This window comes from Rhizobium sp. BR 314 (assembly GCF_047445805.1).
Lineage (GTDB): Bacteria > Pseudomonadota > Alphaproteobacteria > Rhizobiales > Rhizobiaceae > Rhizobium > Rhizobium lusitanum_B.
Map to the genome: position 1 here is coordinate 15613 of NZ_JARWLA010000018.1, position 17940 is coordinate 33552.

Annotated in this window: 19 protein-coding genes; 8 read left to right on the top strand and 11 right to left on the bottom strand. The window is 59.0% G+C overall.

The genetic code is table 11. The features are described from left to right. Positions 1-84 precede the first annotated feature (84 nt). Positions 85-915, top strand: a complete 831-nt coding sequence (locus tag QD461_RS21090; RefSeq protein WP_414089508.1) for a tetratricopeptide repeat protein — start codon at positions 85-87, stop codon at positions 913-915. Positions 916-975: 60 nt separating this feature from the next. Here QD461_RS21090 and QD461_RS21095 read toward each other — a convergent pair whose 3' ends face one another. The 10 genes from QD461_RS21095 to QD461_RS21140 form a co-directional block, all read right to left on the bottom strand. Next, positions 976-1620 carry a LysE family translocator gene (locus tag QD461_RS21095; RefSeq protein ID WP_414089509.1) on the bottom strand — a complete coding sequence of 215 codons (645 nt, stop codon included), beginning with the start codon at positions 1618-1620 and terminating at the stop codon, positions 976-978. 142 nt (positions 1621-1762) lie between these two features. Continuing rightward, positions 1763-2740, bottom strand: coding sequence for a type II secretion system F family protein (locus tag QD461_RS21100; RefSeq protein WP_414089510.1), 978 nt, complete (start codon positions 2738-2740; stop codon positions 1763-1765). 20 nt (positions 2741-2760) lie between these two features. Continuing rightward, complete coding sequence (locus QD461_RS21105; RefSeq protein WP_414089511.1) at positions 2761-3768, bottom strand: type II secretion system F family protein; 1008 nt, start codon at positions 3766-3768, stop codon at positions 2761-2763. An 8-nt stretch (positions 3769-3776) separates the two neighbouring features. Further along, entirely contained in the window at positions 3777-5255 is a 1479-nt protein-coding gene (locus QD461_RS21110; protein WP_414089512.1) for a CpaF family protein, read from the bottom strand. Between the two features lie 27 nt (positions 5256-5282). After that, positions 5283-6554 carry an AAA family ATPase gene (locus tag QD461_RS21115; RefSeq protein WP_414089513.1) on the bottom strand — a complete coding sequence of 424 codons (1272 nt, stop codon included), beginning with the start codon at positions 6552-6554 and terminating at the stop codon, positions 5283-5285. A 36-nt stretch (positions 6555-6590) separates the two neighbouring features. Beyond that, positions 6591-7337: a CpaD family pilus assembly protein gene (locus QD461_RS21120; protein WP_414089514.1), complete on the bottom strand. Its 747-nt coding sequence runs from the start codon at positions 7335-7337 to the stop codon at positions 6591-6593. A 55-nt stretch (positions 7338-7392) separates the two neighbouring features. Further along, a complete protein-coding gene (locus QD461_RS21125; protein WP_414089606.1) occupies positions 7393-8898 on the bottom strand; it encodes a type II and III secretion system protein family protein in 1506 nt (501 codons plus the stop codon). A gap of 14 nt (positions 8899-8912) precedes the next feature. Next, positions 8913-9728, bottom strand: coding sequence for a Flp pilus assembly protein CpaB (gene cpaB, locus QD461_RS21130; RefSeq protein ID WP_414089515.1), 816 nt, complete (start codon positions 9726-9728; stop codon positions 8913-8915). Positions 9729-9892: 164 nt separating this feature from the next. Next, positions 9893-10405: a prepilin peptidase gene (locus tag QD461_RS21135; RefSeq protein WP_184708626.1), complete on the bottom strand. Its 513-nt coding sequence runs from the start codon at positions 10403-10405 to the stop codon at positions 9893-9895. Between the two features lie 96 nt (positions 10406-10501). Beyond that, positions 10502-10687, bottom strand: coding sequence for a Flp family type IVb pilin (locus QD461_RS21140; protein ID WP_414089516.1), 186 nt, complete (start codon positions 10685-10687; stop codon positions 10502-10504). A 404-nt stretch (positions 10688-11091) separates the two neighbouring features. Here QD461_RS21140 and QD461_RS21145 point away from each other — a divergent pair, with 404 nt between their 5' ends. From QD461_RS21145 to QD461_RS21175, 7 genes are all read left to right on the top strand, one after another. Next, positions 11092-11517 carry a pilus assembly protein N-terminal domain-containing protein gene (locus QD461_RS21145; protein WP_414089517.1) on the top strand — a complete coding sequence of 142 codons (426 nt, stop codon included), beginning with the start codon at positions 11092-11094 and terminating at the stop codon, positions 11515-11517. A 154-nt stretch (positions 11518-11671) separates the two neighbouring features. After that, positions 11672-12310: a TadE/TadG family type IV pilus assembly protein gene (locus QD461_RS21150; protein WP_414089518.1), complete on the top strand. Its 639-nt coding sequence runs from the start codon at positions 11672-11674 to the stop codon at positions 12308-12310. A gap of 14 nt (positions 12311-12324) precedes the next feature. Beyond that, positions 12325-12897 carry a TadE/TadG family type IV pilus assembly protein gene (locus QD461_RS21155; RefSeq protein ID WP_414089607.1) on the top strand — a complete coding sequence of 191 codons (573 nt, stop codon included), beginning with the start codon at positions 12325-12327 and terminating at the stop codon, positions 12895-12897. A 132-nt stretch (positions 12898-13029) separates the two neighbouring features. Further along, positions 13030-14250 carry a phosphopentomutase gene (locus tag QD461_RS21160; RefSeq protein WP_414089608.1) on the top strand — a complete coding sequence of 407 codons (1221 nt, stop codon included), beginning with the start codon at positions 13030-13032 and terminating at the stop codon, positions 14248-14250. Next, the gene (locus tag QD461_RS21165) at positions 14247-15215 is read left to right on the top strand and encodes an adenosine deaminase (RefSeq protein ID WP_414089519.1); all 969 of its coding nucleotides are present in this window, start codon (positions 14247-14249) and stop codon (positions 15213-15215) included. The genes QD461_RS21160 and QD461_RS21165 overlap by 4 nt, the downstream gene beginning before the upstream one ends. A 121-nt stretch (positions 15216-15336) precedes the next feature. Further along, positions 15337-15966, top strand: a complete 630-nt coding sequence (gene upp / locus QD461_RS21170; protein ID WP_184708639.1) for a uracil phosphoribosyltransferase — start codon at positions 15337-15339, stop codon at positions 15964-15966. Positions 15967-16093: 127 nt separating this feature from the next. Further along, positions 16094-16621 carry a TIGR02281 family clan AA aspartic protease gene (locus QD461_RS21175; protein ID WP_414089520.1) on the top strand — a complete coding sequence of 176 codons (528 nt, stop codon included), beginning with the start codon at positions 16094-16096 and terminating at the stop codon, positions 16619-16621. 9 nt (positions 16622-16630) lie between these two features. On the opposite strand, the gene deoA is transcribed toward QD461_RS21175, so the two are convergent. Beyond that, positions 16631-17938 carry a thymidine phosphorylase gene (gene deoA, locus QD461_RS21180; protein WP_414089521.1) on the bottom strand — a complete coding sequence of 436 codons (1308 nt, stop codon included), beginning with the start codon at positions 17936-17938 and terminating at the stop codon, positions 16631-16633. Positions 17939-17940 lie beyond the last annotated feature (2 nt).

Here is a 17940-nt window from a genome sequence, read left to right on the forward strand (position 1 = left end):
TGCTGGAGCGAACATTGCGTCGAACCTTTCCCTGTTTCGATTCTAGGCCGGACGCAAGACTTTTGGATTCAGGGAAGTAGCGTTATGTCCGCCGGTTCAACCTCGTCTTTGCTTAGAACCTTCCTTTTTCGAGGCACTTCCGCCGCGCTTTTGACACTCGCCCTGGCAAGCTGCTCGACGACGGCGAGCAAGGACAACATCACCACCGGCTCGATCCCGAAGTCTTCGAGGCCGATGGACACGATGAACAGCACCGACCTGGCGCAGACGACCGCGACGTTCGGCAAGGCGTACGATGCCAACCCCAAGGATCGCGACGCGGGCGTCAACTATGCTAATGCGTTGCGCATGAGCGGCCGCAACGATCAGGCGCTTGCCGTCATGCAGCAGGTCGCGATCAACAATCCAAACGATCGCGGCGTGCTGGCGGCCTATGGCAAGGCGCAGGCAGCGGCGGGTCAGCTGGAACAGGCGCTCTCCACCATCGACCGCGCTCAGACCCCAGACCGTCCCGACTGGCGCCTGGTTTCCGCTGAAGGTGCCATTCTCGATCAGCTTGGCCGCTCCACCGATGCACGCGGCAAATATCGGGACGCGCTGGTGCTTGCTCCTAACGAGCCGACGGTCCTTTCGAACCTCGGCATGTCCTATGTGCTGACCGGCGATCTAAAGAATGCCGAGAGCTACCTTCGCTCGGCGATTGCGCAACCCGGCAAAGACAGCCGCGTTCGCCAGAACCTGGCGCTCGTTGTCGGTTTGCAGGGCCGCTTCGCCGAAGCGGAGAAGATCGCCCGGGAGGAGTTGACGCCGCAGCAGGCGAACGCCAATGTCACCTATCTGCGCTCCATGCTGGCGCAGCGCAACTCCTGGCAGAAGCTTGCCGCAAGCGGTGACGGCAAGAAGGCCGTCCAGTAAACAATACCAGGCGAAAGCCAGCGGCGCCTTCTTTCGCAACGGCGCCGCCGCGTCAGGTCGTCAGCGCCATAAATGCCGCGGCAGGCCATCCATCATCAGCCTTGTTCCCAGCGCACCGATAACCGCGCCGGCCACCCTGTCGATCCACAGTTTCGATCCGACATAGAAAGCGCGCGGACGATTGGACGAGAAAGCCAGGGTGACCACGGTGTACCACCCGACCTCGACCAGAAAAACCGCCGGCGGAACCGTCATCAGCAGCCACGGAGCTGGCGAGGACGGAAGAAGTGCGGCGAAGATACTGCCATAGAAGATGGCGGTCTTCGGATTGCTGAGCTGCGTTCCAAGCGCAAAGCCGAAGTTGCGTAGTATCCCTCCGGCCGCGGGGGTGGCTGGCGCATCGAGGGGAAGATCATGCGCGGCGTTGCGCCAGATGCGGATGCCGACATAGATCAGATAGAGGCCGCCGGCGACCTTCAGCGCCAGATAGAGCCATTCGACCTTCATCAGCAGCGCGCTCAAACCGAACAGAGCGAGCGTCGCGAAGATGACGCTCCCTGCCCCCATGCCGAAAGCCGCCGCCAGACCCGCCTTGCGGGAACGGGAGACAGCAATGCGCGAAACCAGTACAAAGCTCGGCCCCGGGCTGACGGCACCGATGAAAACTGCAGCAATGACACTGAAAAATACCGCTATGGATGACATGCGACCCCTCCCGATATGGCTGGATATCCGCTCGGTCGTCGGCGCTGTACTCTTTGCGCATTCCCGAAGAGACTCGATAGCGCCGCCGGCGACATCGGTGGTAGCTTAATCATTCTCCCGCGCTGCGGGCAAGCCGGAACGTTCAGAACTTGTCCAGAGCACGGATGATCGCCGGCCCGAGAATGACCGCCATCAGCACAGGCAGGAAGAAGACGATCATCGGCACAGTCAGCTTCGGCGGCAGCGCCGCTGCCTTCTTTTCCGCCTCGTTCATGCGCTCGTCGCGGCCTTCCTGAGCCATGACGCGCAGGGCTTGCGAGAGCGGCGTTCCGTAACGCTCGGCCTGAATGAGCGCCTGCGTCACCGATTTGACCAGCTCGATCTGCGTGCGGGCAGCGAGGTTGTCGAAGGCGGTACGGCGATCCTGCAGGAAGGAAAGCTCAGCCGTGGTCAGGATCATTTCTTCCGCGAGTGCTGGCGACTGCTCCCCCATCTCTTCGGCGACACGACGCATGCCGGCTTCGATCGATATGCCCGACTCCACGCAGATCAGCATCAGGTCCAGTGCATCGGGCCAGGCGCGCTTGATCGACTTCTGACGCTTGGTAACCAGATTGGAGATATAGATGTTCGGTGCGTAAAAGCCGAAATATGCCATGACAATGACGCCGAGAAGACGGATCGGCAACGGCCTGCTGGCGAAATAGCCGAGGCCGAAGACCAAGAGCAAAGCAACGGCAAGAAACAGGAATGGCAGCAGAAACCGCGCCACCAGAAACATGTTCAAGGCGTTTTCCGAGCGCAGGCCGGCGGCGCGCAGACGGTTGACGGTATTGGCGTCGACAAGCGCGTTGCGCAGATTGAAGCGCTCGACGATCTGCCTGACATTGTGGTTGTTCTGATTGCGCAGCGTTGCCTTGCTGCCATCGGCCCCCAGCCGCGCCCGCTCGCGTGCCCGAATCTGCTCGCGCTCCGTCGAGACGGCTTTCATGCGCTTGTTGAGGTCGCCGCGCTCCAACATGGGCAAGGCGATCGTATACAAGGTGGCAAACACCACAACGGCCACGACAATGGCCAGTATGGTGCTGGGATCGGTCAAGTTGGCAGCCAGATCGGACATGGGCTTGGCGGCTCCCCCGCTCAGATCTCGAAATTGATCATGTTGCGCATGATGAAAATGCCGATGGACATCCAAACGCCCGCGCACATCAGGATCAGGTGGCCGCGCGGATCAGTAAAGAGGACGGTCATATATTGTGGCGACGTTAGAGAGACGAGCGTCATAACGATGAAAGGCAACGCTCCGATGATGACGGCGGAAGCCTTTGCCTCCATCGACAATGCCTGGACTTTTGCCTTCATCTTCTTGCGATCGCGCAGCACGCGCGACAGATTGCCCAATGCTTCCGAGAGGTTACCACCGGCCTGCGCCTGGACGGTGATGACAATCGAGAAGAAATTCACCTCCTGAAGCGGCATGTGGTTCAGCATGCGTGCGCAAGCATCCGGCATGCTGAGGCCTACCTGCTGCGCCTCGACCACGCGACGGAATTCCGTCTTGACCGGCTCGCGCGCCTCAGTTGCGACGAGCCGAACGGAATCGTTCAGCGGCAAACCGGAGCGAAGCGAACGGGTGATAACATCGAGCGCATTGGGGAATTCGTTGAGAAACTTGTTCTGGCGCCTCTTGATAAGGAAGCTGACAATCCATCGCGGCAAGCCGAACATGGCCGCGAAGGGCAATCCGAGGATAACCAGGAGCGGTGCGCCTACAACGAAGAGGATGAACATCATGAACAGGCCGAACAGCACGCTGATTAGATAGAAGCGCGACGGCGTCAACGACAACCCGGCTTGTCCAAGTCGAGCCTTCAACGATTGCTTCTGCTTCGTGTTTTCCGACTGCCGCTTTTCCAGATCCTTGAGCGAATCCTGAACCGATTTGCGCCGCTTGGACATTTCCTGAACGCGATCGCGCGCCGCCTTGACCTTCACGCGGTCGGTCTCGGCCTGCTTCACCCGGTTGACGCGGCTATCCGCCTTCTTCTGCGTTTCGATCCGCGAATAGAGAATGCCATAGCAAATCGCAGCCGCGGAAATAGCCGAGAGCAGGACAATCAGTAATACGACGGGATCGAAACCGAACATGGAAAATCCTATTGGCCCTTCTGCTCCATCTCGTCGAGGGCAGCCGCCAGGCGTCGTTCCTCGTTGTAGTAGCGGGCGCGATCCCAGAAATGCGGCTTGCCGATGCCGGTGGAGAGATGCCGGCCAATGATGCGGCCGGTTGCGTCCTCTCCCTCAATCTCGTAGCGCATGAGGTCCTGCGTGATGATCACATCACCTTCCATGCCGATCACCTCGGTGACCTGTGTAATGCGGCGGGAACCGTCACGCAGACGCGCAGCCTGGATGATGACGTCGACCGATGTGGAGATGATCTCGCGCACAGTCTTTGCCGGTAGGCTGAAACCGCCCATGGCGATCATCGATTCGATACGGCTCAGGCATTCGCGCGGCGTATTGGCGTGAATAGTGCCCATGGATCCGTCGTGACCGGTGTTCATCGCCTGCAGCAGGTCGAAGACCTCCGGTCCGCGCACTTCGCCGACGATGATGCGTTCGGGGCGCATACGAAGGCAGTTCTTCACGAGATCGCGCATGGTGATCTCGCCCTCGCCCTCAATGTTCGGCGGGCGGGTTTCAAGGCGCACCACATGCGGCTGCTGCAGCTGCAGTTCGGCCGTGTCCTCGCAGGTGATGACGCGCTCGTCGCGGTCGATATAGTTGGTCAGGCAGTTCAGAAGCGTCGTCTTGCCCGAGCCGGTACCGCCTGAGATGACGACATTGCAGCGTACGCGGCCAATGATCTGCAGCAGCGTCGCACCCTCGGGCGTGATGGCGCCGAAGCGAACGAGCTGGTCGAGAGTGAGCTTGTCCTTCTTGAATTTACGAATGGTCAGTGCCGGCCCGTCGATCGCCAGCGGCGGCGCAATGACGTTGACACGCGAACCGTCGGGCAGACGCGCGTCGCAGATGGGGCTGGATTCGTCGACGCGGCGGCCGACCTGGCTGACGATACGCTGGCAGATGGAAAGAAGCTGCGAATTGTCGCGGAAGCGGATTTCTGACTCGACCGTCTTGCCGCCGACTTCGATGAAGGTCTGACCTGCGCCGTTGACCATGATGTCGGCGATATCGTCGCGAGCCAGCAGAGGCTCCAGCGGACCGTAACCGAGCACGTCGTTGCAGATGTCCTCGAGCAGTTCCTCCTGCTCGGAGATCGACATCACTATATTCTTGATCGTGATGATATCGTTGACGATGTCGCGGATTTCCTCGCGTGCGGCCTCGTTGCCGAGCTTGGACAGCTGCGACAGGTCGATGGTGTCGATGAGCGCGGAAAAAACCTGCGACTTGGTGTCGTAATATTCTTCGGTACGCGCGGTCCGACGCCGGCTCGGCGTCTGCATCGGCGGCGGCGCGACCTGCTGACGCGACTGCGAGTGTTCCCGAGACGGTTCGATCAAGACTGCCGGTGCGGCAGATGCGCTTGCAACGGCAGGTGCGCGTGCCGGCTGAGGCACCGTGCCGCCACTCTTTGCAGAACCGTCATTTCCGCGCTTGCCAAACATGCTTTCTTTCCAATTCTGCTACTACAGTTACTTCCGCTTCAGGAGGCCAAGCAGACCGCCCTTTCTCGCCTTCTTCAAAGCAACACGCCCCGTGACGATATGCGATATCTGCGAGAAGACTTCGGCAACCGCAGACTTCGGATCCGTTTCCGAGATCATCTGGCCGCTGTTGGCGGCATTGCCGAAAAGATTGATGTCGAATGGAATGATTGCGATTGGATCGATCTCCAGCGGCGCGCAGAATTCCGATGGATTGATCTCGGGACGCTTCGGCATGCCCACCTGGTTGAGAACGAGATGAGGCGCCTTGTCATTGGGCCGCAGCTTGCCAAGCGCGTCGATCAGGTTCTTGGCGTTGCGCAAGTTGGCGAGATCGGGTGCCGCGCAAATGACCACTTCGTCGACGGCGCCAAGCACCGAACGTGTCCATTCCGTCCAGACATGCGGCACGTCCAGCACCGCTACCGGCGCGCTGCGCTGCAGTACATCGAGCACCGGCAGGAAAGCGTGTGCATCGAAATCATAGGCGCGGTCCAGCATGGAGGGCGCCGCCAGCAGGGAAAGATGTTGCGAACATTTGGTCAGCAGGCGATCCAGGAAGACCTCGTCCAAACGTTCCGGCGCATAGACGGCTTCGGCGATGCCCTGCGCGGGATCCTGATCGAAGTCGATATTCGCCGTGCCGTAGGGCAAATCGAGATCGGCGAGGATAGTCTCGGTGGAAAACAGACTAGATATGCCGAAAGCGCAATTATGGGCGATGGTGGAAGCGCCCACGCCGCCCTTGGCGCCGATGAAGGCGATGCTGCGTCCAAGCGGCTCGGCATCGGGATCGATAAAAATCCCTGCCATCGCATTCATCAGATCAGCCATCTCGGTGGGCTGAACGATATACTCGGATATGCCGTTGCGGATGAGTTCGCGATAGAGCCCGATATCATTGTGATAGCCGACGATGATCACCTTGGTGCTCGGATCGCAGACGGCGGCCAGCGGCGCAAGCTCCGCCAGCAGATTGCGCGGGTTGGCGCGCGTCTCCAGAATGATCAGATTGGGCGTCGGTGTCGAAGCGAACATGTTCGCCGCCGCAGCCGTGCTGCCGCTGGTAATGCGCAGGCTTACCTTCGACATGCGGCGATCGTTGGCGCATTGGTCCATCACGCGCTGTAACTGTTCGCTCTCGCAAAAGGCATGCACCGAAATGCGCGGCAGCGGCCGCACATTCTCGAGATTGCCAGTGCGCGGAGCTTCCTCTGCCTCCTCGGCAGCCGATCCGATATCGTAATCTATGGCGTTCATGACTTCATCCTGTTCCGCCGACGGGCAATTCTATGGTCATTGGCCGGAGCTGCCTGACCCGCCAAAGCCGCCGATCGTAGCCGTGCTCGTCGGGACAGAGCCCTTGCGGTAGTTGTCGATGACCTTGCCGCGCTGATCTGTATCGATCGGCGATGCAGCACGGGGCGAGATCAGGTCCGTCGGATTAGCGACCTGTGCCGCCAGATTATGTTGGCTTGCGCAGCCAAAATTATAGTAGTTCTGATTGTCGAAGGCGTTGTCGGAGAGATCGTCCGGCCATTGGCCACAAGTGTTGGTAAGCGCCGTCGTGGCGGTGAAGCGCAGACGGATCGGAGCAGCGTCGCCGGGATTGCCGGCAGGGTAATAGCTTTCGACGACGCGCGCCGACGGTATGCCATTCCCCACCAGTTCCTTTCGGATTTGCTGACGCAGGACCGATGCCGCCTGCGAGTTCACCGATCCCCGCGGCAGCAGAATTTCGATGGTGCCGCTCGCGTGGCCGCGATATTCCTGCACAAAGCCGCGGATTGTATCACGCATTCCCGTGGTCAGCCGGCGATCGCTGGCGGCGACCGGTATATCGAGGCTGCGTTCCTTCTCAGTTAATACGATCGGATGACGCTGACGATAATCGTCATTGATGGCGCTGGTCGTCATGCGGTCGCGCGAATCGGCGCAGCCGCTGATAGCGGCCGCAGTGAGAAGCAGGGTCGGTGCGATCAGGGCCAGCCTGCGGAAACGGGCGCTGCCGGCACGAGGCGTATTACGGTCGAGGCTGGCCATTTCTTTATCCCTCGTCAGTCCGGTTGAAGGGGTGCGCGTCATGGTCGGTGTCCCCTCACTTGTAGATGAAGCCGACGGTGCCGTGGAAATCGGCATCGGCGACCGGCGGCCCGTCCTTGCGGCCGTAGATCTTGTTGACACGATTCATGAAGAAGCCGCTGATATCGTTGCTCGGCGAGAAATTGTCGTCGGGGCGGGCGAGCTGGCTGCGGGCGACCGGACGCACCAGATAGGGCGTCGCGATGATGACCAGTTCAGTTTCGTCGCGCTGGAAGCTCTTCTGGCGGAACAGCGCGCCGAGGATCGGGATCTTCGAGGCGCCGGGCGTGCCGTTGGTGGTCTGCTGAACGGTATCGCTCAAGAGGCCAGCCAAGGCGATCGAACCGCCCGACGGCAATTCAACCGACGTATCGGCTGCGCGCTGGTTGTATGTTGCCGTGCCGGCGTTAGCCGTGCCAACCGGATTGGAAACCTGCGTCTGTACGTGCAGGGCGATTCGCCCGGCAGACAGCACGACAGGCGTGAAGGCCAAACTGATACCATAAGTGAAGGGGGTGACCGTTACGGTCCCGTCCTTGTTGGTGACGGCGTATAGCGTCTGACCGCCCGAATTGAAGGTCGCGGCCTGGCCGGAGATCGCCGTCAAGGTCGGCTCAGCCAGCGTACGGACAGCTCCAGCCTGCTCAAGAGCGTTGAGATACGTGCTGATATTGTACTTGCCGATGGCGGTTTTGAACAAGCTGGCAAGACCGCCGCCGCCGGTTGACGCAGTCGCGTCCGAGGCAGGACTGCCGAGTTGAGCGACCGACAGGCCGGAAGAGTTGCGGACGAGGTTGTCGAAACCGATCTGCTTCAGCACGCTGCGCTTGATTTCGGCAACTGTCACCTTGAGCGTCACCTGATCTTCGCCTTCGATCTGCAGCATGTTGACGATCTGCGAAGTCTGTCGATCTTCGGCAAAGAGGGCAACGCCATTGTTGGCGCTGGAGCCTGATGCCGTTGCCATGCGCGTCGTTGCCTCGCCGCCCTTGAGAAAGGCCTCGGCAAGTTGCGTGGCCCGCGTCGCATCCTGCGGCGTGCGCACAGTGCCGGTCATGACAATATTGTCGGACACAATCTCGACATTGATGTCCGAGTCCGGAATGAAGCGCTTGAGGTTGGCCTGCAGGCCGGCAATGTCGCGCTCGATCTGGAGATCGAGACTAACGATCTCCTTGCCGTCCGCGCCGAAGATGAAGATATTGGTCTGACCAACCGTCTTGCCGAAGAGGTAGATGCGGCGCGAGGTGCGCGTCACGGCATCCGCCATTTTCGGGTCGGACACAAGAATATCGTGAGCATCCGCCGGCAGATCGACCACCAGCGCCTTGTTGAGACCGAGTTTCAAGGTCCGTTTCGTACCGAGACCCGCGATGGTGACGATGCTGTCGGAACCGCCTGCGAGCGCCATTGGCGTGCGCAGGAAAGCCGGGACGTCCGCCAACGGCAGCCCCGCAAAGGCGGTGGAGAAGGAGAGCATTGCAGCGAGAGAATGACTGACCGTCTTGCTAGATTTGAACATCATTCGGCCCCTTCTCATTGTGCTTTCGGCCCTGTCGGGCCACCGGTCACGATCGTTCCCGACTTGATGACTTGAACAAGACCGCCGCCATTATCGCCGGCCAGCAGATAGTCCGCAGCCGTGGTATCGGATTGCTGAGCGTCGGCGACGGAGCGCAAAGCCAGGGTCAACCGGTCGGCCATCTGATGCGCAACAGCCAGCACCTTCGTCTGGTCTGGCGTCAGCTCCAGCGTTGCGGTCGCTCCGACCACGGCCTTGCTTCCATCCTGCTTTTCCTCGATCTGCTGATCGACCGCCAGGACACGCACATTGCTCAACACCGTTTCGGTGACGAGCTGCTGCTGCGATCCCTTGCGAACCATGATCACATCGACTCTGTCGTTCGGAAGGATGAAGCCGCCGGCGCCTGTGGCGACGGAAATCTCGGTCGCGACAGCACGCTTGCCTGAGGGCAGCAGCGACGACAGGATGCGGCTGCTGGAATCGGCGACCTTTTCCTCGCGAATCGGCTCGCCTTCGAAAATCGGTAGGCGGACGACCGAGCCGGTCAGATCCTTCAGGGCTTCGGGTCGGTCACTTTGAGTAATGAGGCCCTTGACAATGCCGCTTTCCGGCCAGGCCAACCAGCGGATCGATTTCTCATCCAAACGCGAGCCGACGGGCAAATTGCCGCTTGCAACAAGCACATTGATCGTTGCTTCCTTTTCCACCACCGCTGCAATCTGCTGGGGCACGACGTCGTGCCTGCCTGCAAGACGCATCGCCAGCAGGCCGGCCATACCGGCTGCGACGGCTGCCACTGCGAGGATCATTATGCGAGCGGGTTTCATGGACATTCCTTGGCGAACAGGATTCTTCGCCCCGCAGAATGACCGGCAATTGGTGTAATTATGGTTAATGGTACGTTACATTTATTGTTACTTAACCATGATTACTTGATGTAAATTAGCTACTATTTATATGAAAGCTGAGCCTATACTCGCCGATATCCAGTTCAAAGCGCTCCGCCAGTCGCCGCGATCAGGAGCGGCGAGGAAGGAAAGGCGAGGATACCGCCGATGGCGATCGCAATGCCGTAAGGGATTTTCTTGGCGACCGACAAAGAGCTTGGGACCGGAATACCAATGGCCATTAGGATGCTGGATTGCGACCGGAGCAATATGACCAAGATCGTGACCGCACCGCCGATGAACGCGACATAGATCAGGAACTCTATAAGGGATGAATCGAAGCCGAACCAAAGTGCCGCAGCTGCGAGTAACTTTGCATCGCCGCCTCCCATGACATTCAGCGCGAACAATGCGAAGCAGGCAAAAAAAACAATGCCTGCACCGGCAAAATGCATGCCGACTTCTGAGAGTGACAATCCGAAAACGGGTGACAATACCAAGAATGAGACAGCGAGTGCGAGAGATACGCGATTCGGGATCGTCATGGTCAGCAGATCAGAGATCGCCGCGATCGACATGCAAAGCGGAAATATTAGCAATGTCGAGGCTTCAAGCATTGGAGATCGACCATCTACAGCGAAAGTAAGAATATTGAAAACCGCTCTTTATTCAGAGCGGTTTTCGCTGAGAAGCTCACCTAGATCTATGCAGGCTTACTTATTGGCTATAGCAGCGGCATTCATCTTGGTCGAGATATTCTGGAATGTGGAATTCAGCGTGCTGCCCAAAGTAGTAGCACCGGTGATGATGGCGACCGAGATCAGAGCTGCGATCAGGCCGTATTCGATAGCGGTCGCACCCGACTCATCCTTCAGGAAGCGCGAAAAAAGCTTGGACATGAATTTACTCCACTCAATTTGTTGACAGCACGTCCGCCAACTGTTGCCGTTGATCGGATGAGTTGCACGGTAGCCGGGCGCCGTTTCCATCGCTTTAAAGAAAGTGGTTAATCAGGAATTAATATCTGGGTTAAAAAAGAATAGTTAACATCCAGCTGACGTCTTCTTTTACTTCTTTAAAGAAAATCTTCAGAGAATTAAAATTATTAGACGTATGAATATTAGCACTATACGGGACTTGTTTTGAAGTAACACATAATCAGCTAGCGTCCGCCAGCATAGAAGCTGCATATGGGACATTTGCACCATAATCGGGCCACCGATGCCCGCCTTAATCGTTCATTCACCATTCTTTCTCATTCTATCCGACAATTCCCTTCGCCCTATGCTTATGAGGCCAACCCATGCCAAACGGCGGCAAAACCACATTCCTTGCCGGCATCGTCGCCATGGCCGGCCTGATACCGCAGCTTTCCCATGCAGCCGGAGAGAGCCTGCTGCGCGTCTATATGGATCACGCGCGCGTGTTGAAGCTCGATCGCCCCGTCAGCAAAGTCATCGTCGGGAACGCCCAGGTCGCAGACGCAACGGTGGCGGACCCGAAGACCATCGTGTTGACCGGTCGCGCTTTTGGAACGACGAACATCATCCTGCTTGATGCCGACGGCAACGCTATCGTCGATGAGCAGATCCTCGTCTCGATCGATGAAGGCAATACGGTTCGCGTCTTTCGCCAGACGGATCGTGCAGTATTGTCCTGCACACCAAACTGCGAGCAGCATGCACAGCAGAACAACAGCACCCCTGCCGCCGCACCCGCTAATCAGTAGTATTATCTATTATCGCAAATATTCTAAAGTACTACACAAGAAGTACGCTTCCCCTGATAATCACGCCTTCCTCTAAATATGAAGAGAGAAGAGAAACGGATTATCAAGAAAGCAACTCTATTTTCATCCGCGTTTAAATTGCTGCGGATGTTCAATGACGCCGGACGACAATCTTGTAACGGATGGAGGCCAAGTGCGGCAACGTGCCCGCAGGGGCCTGCGCAGTCTCGTCGATTCACGAGACGGCGCCGCCGCGATCGAATTCGCCCTGCTGGCCATTCCCTATTTCCTGATCGTCTTTGCAATCATCGAAACGTTTGTCGCCTTCACGGCCGAACAAGTCATATCGAACGCAGTCGACACCCTGTCCCGCCAGATAAGAACGGGACAGATTACCGCTGATCCCACCAAGTCTTCCTACACGACACAACAGCAATTCCGCACAGCATTCTGCAATGAAATCGCCGTGCTGATTGCGTGCTCGCCTTCAGAGTTGACAACGCCGTCCAGCCTCTATCTCGATGTCGAAAGCTATACGAGCTTCGCCTCTATGCCGACGACGATCCCTCGCCTGTCGTCGACTGATCCATATTCCGACATCAATACCAAAGGCTTTGCCTTTGCACCCGGAGGCGCGAAAACCCTGAACATGGTACGGGCCTACTATCGCTGGCAGATCATCATCGATCTGATGCGTCCTTACCTTTCCAATATCCGCCCGTCCGACGGCTCCATGCCGACGACCTATCTTATCGTTTCAACCGCCGCCTTTCAGAATGAGAATTATCCATGAGCGGCCAGTCGAACATGATCGATAAGGAATGCTCTCCCCGTGGCATCCTGCGACGTTTTGCTCGCGATAACAGTGGTGTCGGGGCGATCGAATTCGCCATTCTCTTCCCGGTATTGCTGCTGCTCTATCTCGGTGCGGTCCAGCTTACCGTCGGCCTCAACGTTTCCAAGCGTGCCAGCCGCTCGGCCGGATCGGTTGCGGATATCATCTCGCAGCAGTCAAGCGTCAGTAAGTCCGTGCTGGCAGGCATGCCTTCGGTGGCGGCAGCAATTTTTGCACCTTATGGCACGACGGGCCTGACCCTAAAACTTACTGGCATTGCGATCGATGCCAGTGGCAAGGCGACCGTGGCATGGTCTTGGGCGCAAGATGGGACAGCCCCCTATGTCGCAGGCAACCCCGTTACCGTGCCCAACAATATGAACCAGGCAAGCACCTTTCTCGTACGCAGTGAACTCGCCATCCCGTATCAGCTGATCAATTTTGACACGAACTTCCTGCCGAACGGCAGCACCCAGATCACCATCAGCCGCCAATATTACTATCGCCAGCGCGTCGGCACGGGGATCAGCTGCAGCGACTGCTGACAAGCCGCGCTTGATCGGCACTCGATAAGGCCTCCAAACGGAAAATTGCCAAGTGGATGTCTCCGTTATATGGGTGACGTCCAGAGTACCCGAGAGGAACTGCCGGGTGCGACGATCTCTATCGGGTGGCCCATGGCGCGCGCTTTTCTTTTCGTTCTGGACTCTTTTGGCGTCGGCGGCGCTCCGGATGCCGCAAGTTATGGCGACGAAGGTGCCGACACGCTCGGCCATATCGCCGAATTCTGCGCCGCGGGAGTTGCAGATCGTGACGGACTGCGCCAGGGACCGCTCGTTCTACCGAACATGTCCGGGCTCGGGCTGTTGGAGATCGCCAAATCAGCGAGCGGCAGCTATCCGGCCGGCATGCCGCAGCCGGAGCGACTTTACGGCCTTTACGGCTGCGCCAGCGAGGTTTCGCATGGCAAGGATACGCCGTCGGGCCATTGGGAAATCGCAGGGACTCCCGTGATGTTCGACTGGGGTTACTTTCCAACCGAAGGCGACGCATTCCCACCGGAATTGGTGACAGCCATCTGCGAGGCGGCGGACCTGCCGGGCATTCTCGGCAATTGCCATGCCTCCGGAACCGATATCATTACCAAGTTCGGGGGAGAGCATATCCGCAGCGGCAAGCCGATCTGCTATACGTCCTCCGATTCCGTCTTCCAGATCGCCGCTCATGAGGAGCATTTCGGCCTCGATCGGTTGATCGCCCTCTGCAAGATCGTTCGCACCTTGCTCGATCCCTACAATATCGGCCGCGTCATCGCCCGCCCCTTTGTCGGCGAGACCGTGGCGACCTTCGAGCGAACCGGCAATCGCCGCGATTTCTCCGTCCTGCCGCCGGAGCCGACCTTGCTCGACAGACTGGTCAAGGCCGAGCGCACCGTACATGCCGTCGGCAAGATCGGCGATATCTTTGCGCATCAGGGCGTTTCCAAGGTCATCAAGGCCAATGGCAACATGGCGCTGATGGATGCGACGCTAAAGGCCATGGACGAGGCGTCGGATGGCGATCTGGTCTTCACCAATTTCGTCGATTTCGACATGGTCTACGGCCATCGCCGCGATGTGCCGGGCTATGCTGCAGCGCTCGAAGCCTTCGACGCGCGGCTGCCAGAAGTCCACAAGAAGCTGAAAGCAGGCGATCTCGTCATACTGACGGCCGATCACGGCTGCGACCCGACCTGGCGCGGCACCGATCATACACGCGAGCGCGTGCCTGTTATGGCTTACGGGCCGGGCATACGTTCCCGCTCCATTGGCATCCGCCAGAGCTATGCAGACATCGGCGAGACGATAGCACGACATCTGGGAATTGCGGCGGGGCCGCATGGGAGGAGTTTCCTTTGACATCGCATTTGAAGAAAGTGGAGCTGCATTGCCATCTGGAAGGCGCGGCTCCGCCGGCACTGACGCTCGCACAGGCACAGAAGTATGGCGTCGATACCAGCGCTTTCCTGAAGGACGGCACCTACCTCTGGAAGGATTTTGCCGAATTCCTCGTCTGCTACGACAAGGTCTCCGAGGCTTACCGCACCGAAGAAGATTACGCGCTCTTGACGGAAACCTATCTGGAAGAGCTTGCCAGCATCGGCACGATCTATAGCGAGCTCATCGTTTCACCCGATCATGGAGATCGCATCGGCCTTGGCGCCGACGCCTATATGGCAGGCGTTTCCGCCGGCATCCATGCCGCCAAGGCAAAGACCGGCATCGAGGCGCGGCTGATCGTGACCGGCGAACGCCATTTTGGCCCAGATCGCGTGGTGAGGGCGGCGGAATATGCGGCCAAAAGCGACAATCCGCTGATAACAGGCTTCAACATGGCCGGCGAAGAGCGGATGGGCCGCGTGGCTGATTATGCCCGCGCCTTCGATATTGTCCGCGAGGCCGGTCTCGGTCTTACCATCCATGCCGGCGAGGTCTGCGGCGCCTTTTCCATCGCCGATTCCCTCGAGCTGGTGCGGCCGCAACGCATCGGCCATGGAGTGCGCGCGATCGAGGATATGGATCTCGTCAAGCGCCTTGCTGATCTCGGTACCGTGCTTGAGGTCTGCCCCGGCTCAAACATTGCGCTCAAGGTCTTCCCGGATTTCCAGTCGCACCCGCTGCGCAAGCTGCGCGACGCCGGCGTAAAGGTCACGATCAATTCCGACGATCCGCCGTTCTTCCACACGTCGCTGAAGCGCGAATACGAACTGGCATCATCAGCCTTCGGCTTTAGCGACGACGAAATCAACGCGATGACCCGCACGGCGATCGAAGCGGCGTTCGTGGACGAAGCGACGCGCGCTGCATTGCTCGCGAAGCTGTAAAGTGAGAGTTTTGGCCGCTGATTGGGGATGAAATCTCGAAAAGTAGGCTATTTTCTTGCACCAGAGGCGATTTCCGTGAAAGAAACATCTTATATCACGGAATAATTGGAAGGCTGAAACCATGGACGGCGTCACTGTCATCGATCATCCGCTTGTGCAACACAAGCTCACAATCATGCGCAAAAAGGACACGTCGACAGGAAGCTTCCGCCGGTTGCTGCGCGAGATCTCGACGCTGCTCTGCTATGAAGTCACGCGCGACCTGGAACTGACGATCCAGACCATCGAGACGCCGCTCCAGCCGATGGACGCTCCGATCCTAGAAGGCAAGAAGCTAGTCTTCGCCTCGATCCTTCGCGCCGGCAACGGCCTGCTCGAAGGCATGCTCGACCTGGTGCCCTCGGCCCGCGTCTCGCATATCGGCGTCTATCGCGATCACGAAACGCTGCAGCCGGTCGAATATTACTTCAAGGCACCCGAGGACGTCTCCGAGCGCCTGATCATCGTCGTCGATCCGATGCTGGCGACCGGCAATTCCTCGATTGCCGCCATCGACAAGCTGAAGGAGCGCGGCGCGCACAACATCCGCTTCCTCTGCCTACTTGCAGCTCCCGAAGGTATTGCCAACTTCCGCAAGGCGCATCCGGATGTGCCGGTCTTCACCGCCGCGATCGACAGCCACCTGAACGAGCTTGGCTATATCGTGCCCGGCCTCGGCGATGCCGGCGACCGCATGTACGGCACGAAGTAAATTTTGCCACTATACTCACGTTAAAGCCCCGGTAGTATTCAACTGCCGGGCTTTTTATTGATTGCCTTAGCAGCATTTCAGCAAACTTGGCTTAGATATGGCATGGCCCACAGGAGGGGTTTTGCCGATGCTCGTTCGTGTTCTTGTCTTTGCCGGGATTGTCGCAGCTGCCGCCACGCAGGTGCCAATGCTTGTCAACGGCCTTGGCAACAACAGCGGAAAGCCAGCTTCGGTGGAAGCTGTTTCGCTTGCTCCCCAGAAGGTGGAGATCCCCGCATCCTATGGCAGCGTCTTGCTGCGCGCCGATGCGAACGGACATTACCAAGGCGATTTCACGATCAATGGCCGATCCGTCCATGGGATGATCGATACCGGGGCGACCTATGTGGCAATCAACGAAAGCACCGCCCGCAGCCTCGGCTTCAGCAGCCTTGATCTCGACTACCGCTACACGGCTCAAACAGCGAATGGCCCATCCAAGGTGGCTCTGGTCAAGCTCAGCCGCCTGGAGATCGGCAACATAAGAGTTCGCGATGTCGACGCCGTCGTATCGAAAGACGGCGCTCTGTCGACGTCGACCTTGATCGGCATGAGCTTCCTGAAAAAGCTGAACTCCTATGGCGTCCAGAACGGCACGATGCAGCTGAAGCAGTAAGCTGCCCGATCAAATCCGGTTGATGATCACGGCGGGCAGATCCGGCGCCGCATCAACGATGCAATAGTTGGCAGACAGATCAACCACTGCCTTCTCAGCACTTGCCTCATCGGCGGCATGTACCGTCGCGATGCGGTCGCCCTTGCTGATCCTTGTGCCAAGCGGCAGAATATCGCTGAAGCCGACACGATGATCGATGTTGTCCTGCGGACGTCGGCGGCCGCCGCCGAGATCGATCACGCTCATGCCGATCCCGCGCGCATCGCAGGCACCGAGCCAGCCGTCAGAAGCCGCAACGATCGGCTTTTGTACGGGTGCATCCACCAGATAGCGGTCGGGGTTCTCAAGCAGATCAACCGGTCCGCCAAGGCCGTGCACCATACGGCCAAAAATCTCGGCCGCCTTGCCTGATGCCAACGCTTCGCGCGCCCTGCTCTCGGCTTCCGCAGCACTTGCGGCGATGCCGGCCTGCACCAGCATTTCGGACGCAAAAGCCAGTACAACCGTTTCAAGCCGCGTGCCCGCCTTTTTGCCCTTCAGGAAATCCAGGCAGTTGCGAAGCTCGACCACATTGCCGGCCGCGTCGGCCAGCGGCTGGTTCATGTCGGTGATCAAGGCCGAGGTCTTGACCCCCGCGCCGTTTGCCACCTCGACCAGCGAACGCGCCAGTGTCTCTGCCTCTTGCTGAGAGATCATGAAAGCGCCGCTGCCGATCTTGACGTCGAGCACCAGCGTTTCCAGTCCCGCCGCCAGTTTCTTCGACAGGATGGAGGCGGTGATCAGCGGCACGGAATCGACCGTCGCGGTGACGTCACGCACGGCATAGAGCTTGCCGTCAGCAGGCGCCAAAGCGCCGGTCTGGCCGATAATGGCGCAGCCCACCTCGTCGACCACCTTGCGGAATCGAGCCGCATCCGGCGTGATGCCATAGCCGGGAATGGATTCCAGTTTGTCGAGCGTGCCGCCGGTATGGCCGAGGCCGCGACCGGAGATCATCGGCACCGCAAGGCCGCAGGCGGCAGCGATGGGAGCCAGCATCAGCGAGACGTTGTCGCCGACGCCGCCCGTCGAATGCTTGTCGGCGATCGGCCGACCGATCCCTTCCCAGGACAGCGTATCGCCTGAGCGGGCCATGGCAAGCGTCAAAGCCACGGTCTCGTCGCGTGTCATGCCGCGAAACCAGATGGCCATGGCGAAGGCGCCGATCTGGCTTTCGGCCAGTTCGCCCCGCGCAAGAGCGCTCACGAAACCATCAATATCGGCGACCGAAAGCTCGGCGCCGTTACGCTTCAGCCGGATGATTTCCTGCGGGATCATGG

Excerpts from the sequence above, each read along its gene's own strand:
- QD461_RS21090 (WP_414089508.1), top strand. The coding sequence starts at position 85 with ATGTCCGCCGGTTCAACCTCGTCTTTGCTTAGAACCTTCCTTTTTCGA.
- QD461_RS21095 (WP_414089509.1), bottom strand. The coding sequence starts at position 1,620 with ATGTCATCCATAGCGGTATTTTTCAGTGTCATTGCTGCAGTTTTCATC.
- QD461_RS21100 (WP_414089510.1), bottom strand. The coding sequence starts at position 2,740 with ATGTCCGATCTGGCTGCCAACTTGACCGATCCCAGCACCATACTGGCC.
- QD461_RS21105 (WP_414089511.1), bottom strand. The coding sequence starts at position 3,768 with ATGTTCGGTTTCGATCCCGTCGTATTACTGATTGTCCTGCTCTCGGCT.
- QD461_RS21110 (WP_414089512.1), bottom strand. The coding sequence starts at position 5,255 with ATGTTTGGCAAGCGCGGAAATGACGGTTCTGCAAAGAGTGGCGGCACG.
- QD461_RS21115 (WP_414089513.1), bottom strand. The coding sequence starts at position 6,554 with ATGAACGCCATAGATTACGATATCGGATCGGCTGCCGAGGAGGCAGAG.
- QD461_RS21120 (WP_414089514.1), bottom strand. The coding sequence starts at position 7,337 with ATGGCCAGCCTCGACCGTAATACGCCTCGTGCCGGCAGCGCCCGTTTC.
- QD461_RS21125 (WP_414089606.1), bottom strand. The coding sequence starts at position 8,898 with ATGTTCAAATCTAGCAAGACGGTCAGTCATTCTCTCGCTGCAATGCTC.
- cpaB (WP_414089515.1), bottom strand. The coding sequence starts at position 9,728 with ATGAAACCCGCTCGCATAATGATCCTCGCAGTGGCAGCCGTCGCAGCC.
- QD461_RS21135 (WP_184708626.1), bottom strand. The coding sequence starts at position 10,405 with ATGCTTGAAGCCTCGACATTGCTAATATTTCCGCTTTGCATGTCGATC.
- QD461_RS21140 (WP_414089516.1), bottom strand. The coding sequence starts at position 10,687 with ATGTCCAAGCTTTTTTCGCGCTTCCTGAAGGATGAGTCGGGTGCGACC.
- QD461_RS21145 (WP_414089517.1), top strand. The coding sequence starts at position 11,092 with ATGCCAAACGGCGGCAAAACCACATTCCTTGCCGGCATCGTCGCCATG.
- QD461_RS21150 (WP_414089518.1), top strand. The coding sequence starts at position 11,672 with ATGACGCCGGACGACAATCTTGTAACGGATGGAGGCCAAGTGCGGCAA.
- QD461_RS21155 (WP_414089607.1), top strand. The coding sequence starts at position 12,325 with ATGATCGATAAGGAATGCTCTCCCCGTGGCATCCTGCGACGTTTTGCT.
- QD461_RS21160 (WP_414089608.1), top strand. The coding sequence starts at position 13,030 with ATGGCGCGCGCTTTTCTTTTCGTTCTGGACTCTTTTGGCGTCGGCGGC.
- upp (WP_184708639.1), top strand. The coding sequence starts at position 15,337 with ATGGACGGCGTCACTGTCATCGATCATCCGCTTGTGCAACACAAGCTC.
- QD461_RS21175 (WP_414089520.1), top strand. The coding sequence starts at position 16,094 with ATGCTCGTTCGTGTTCTTGTCTTTGCCGGGATTGTCGCAGCTGCCGCC.
- deoA (WP_414089521.1), bottom strand. The coding sequence starts at position 17,938 with ATGATCCCGCAGGAAATCATCCGGCTGAAGCGTAACGGCGCCGAGCTT.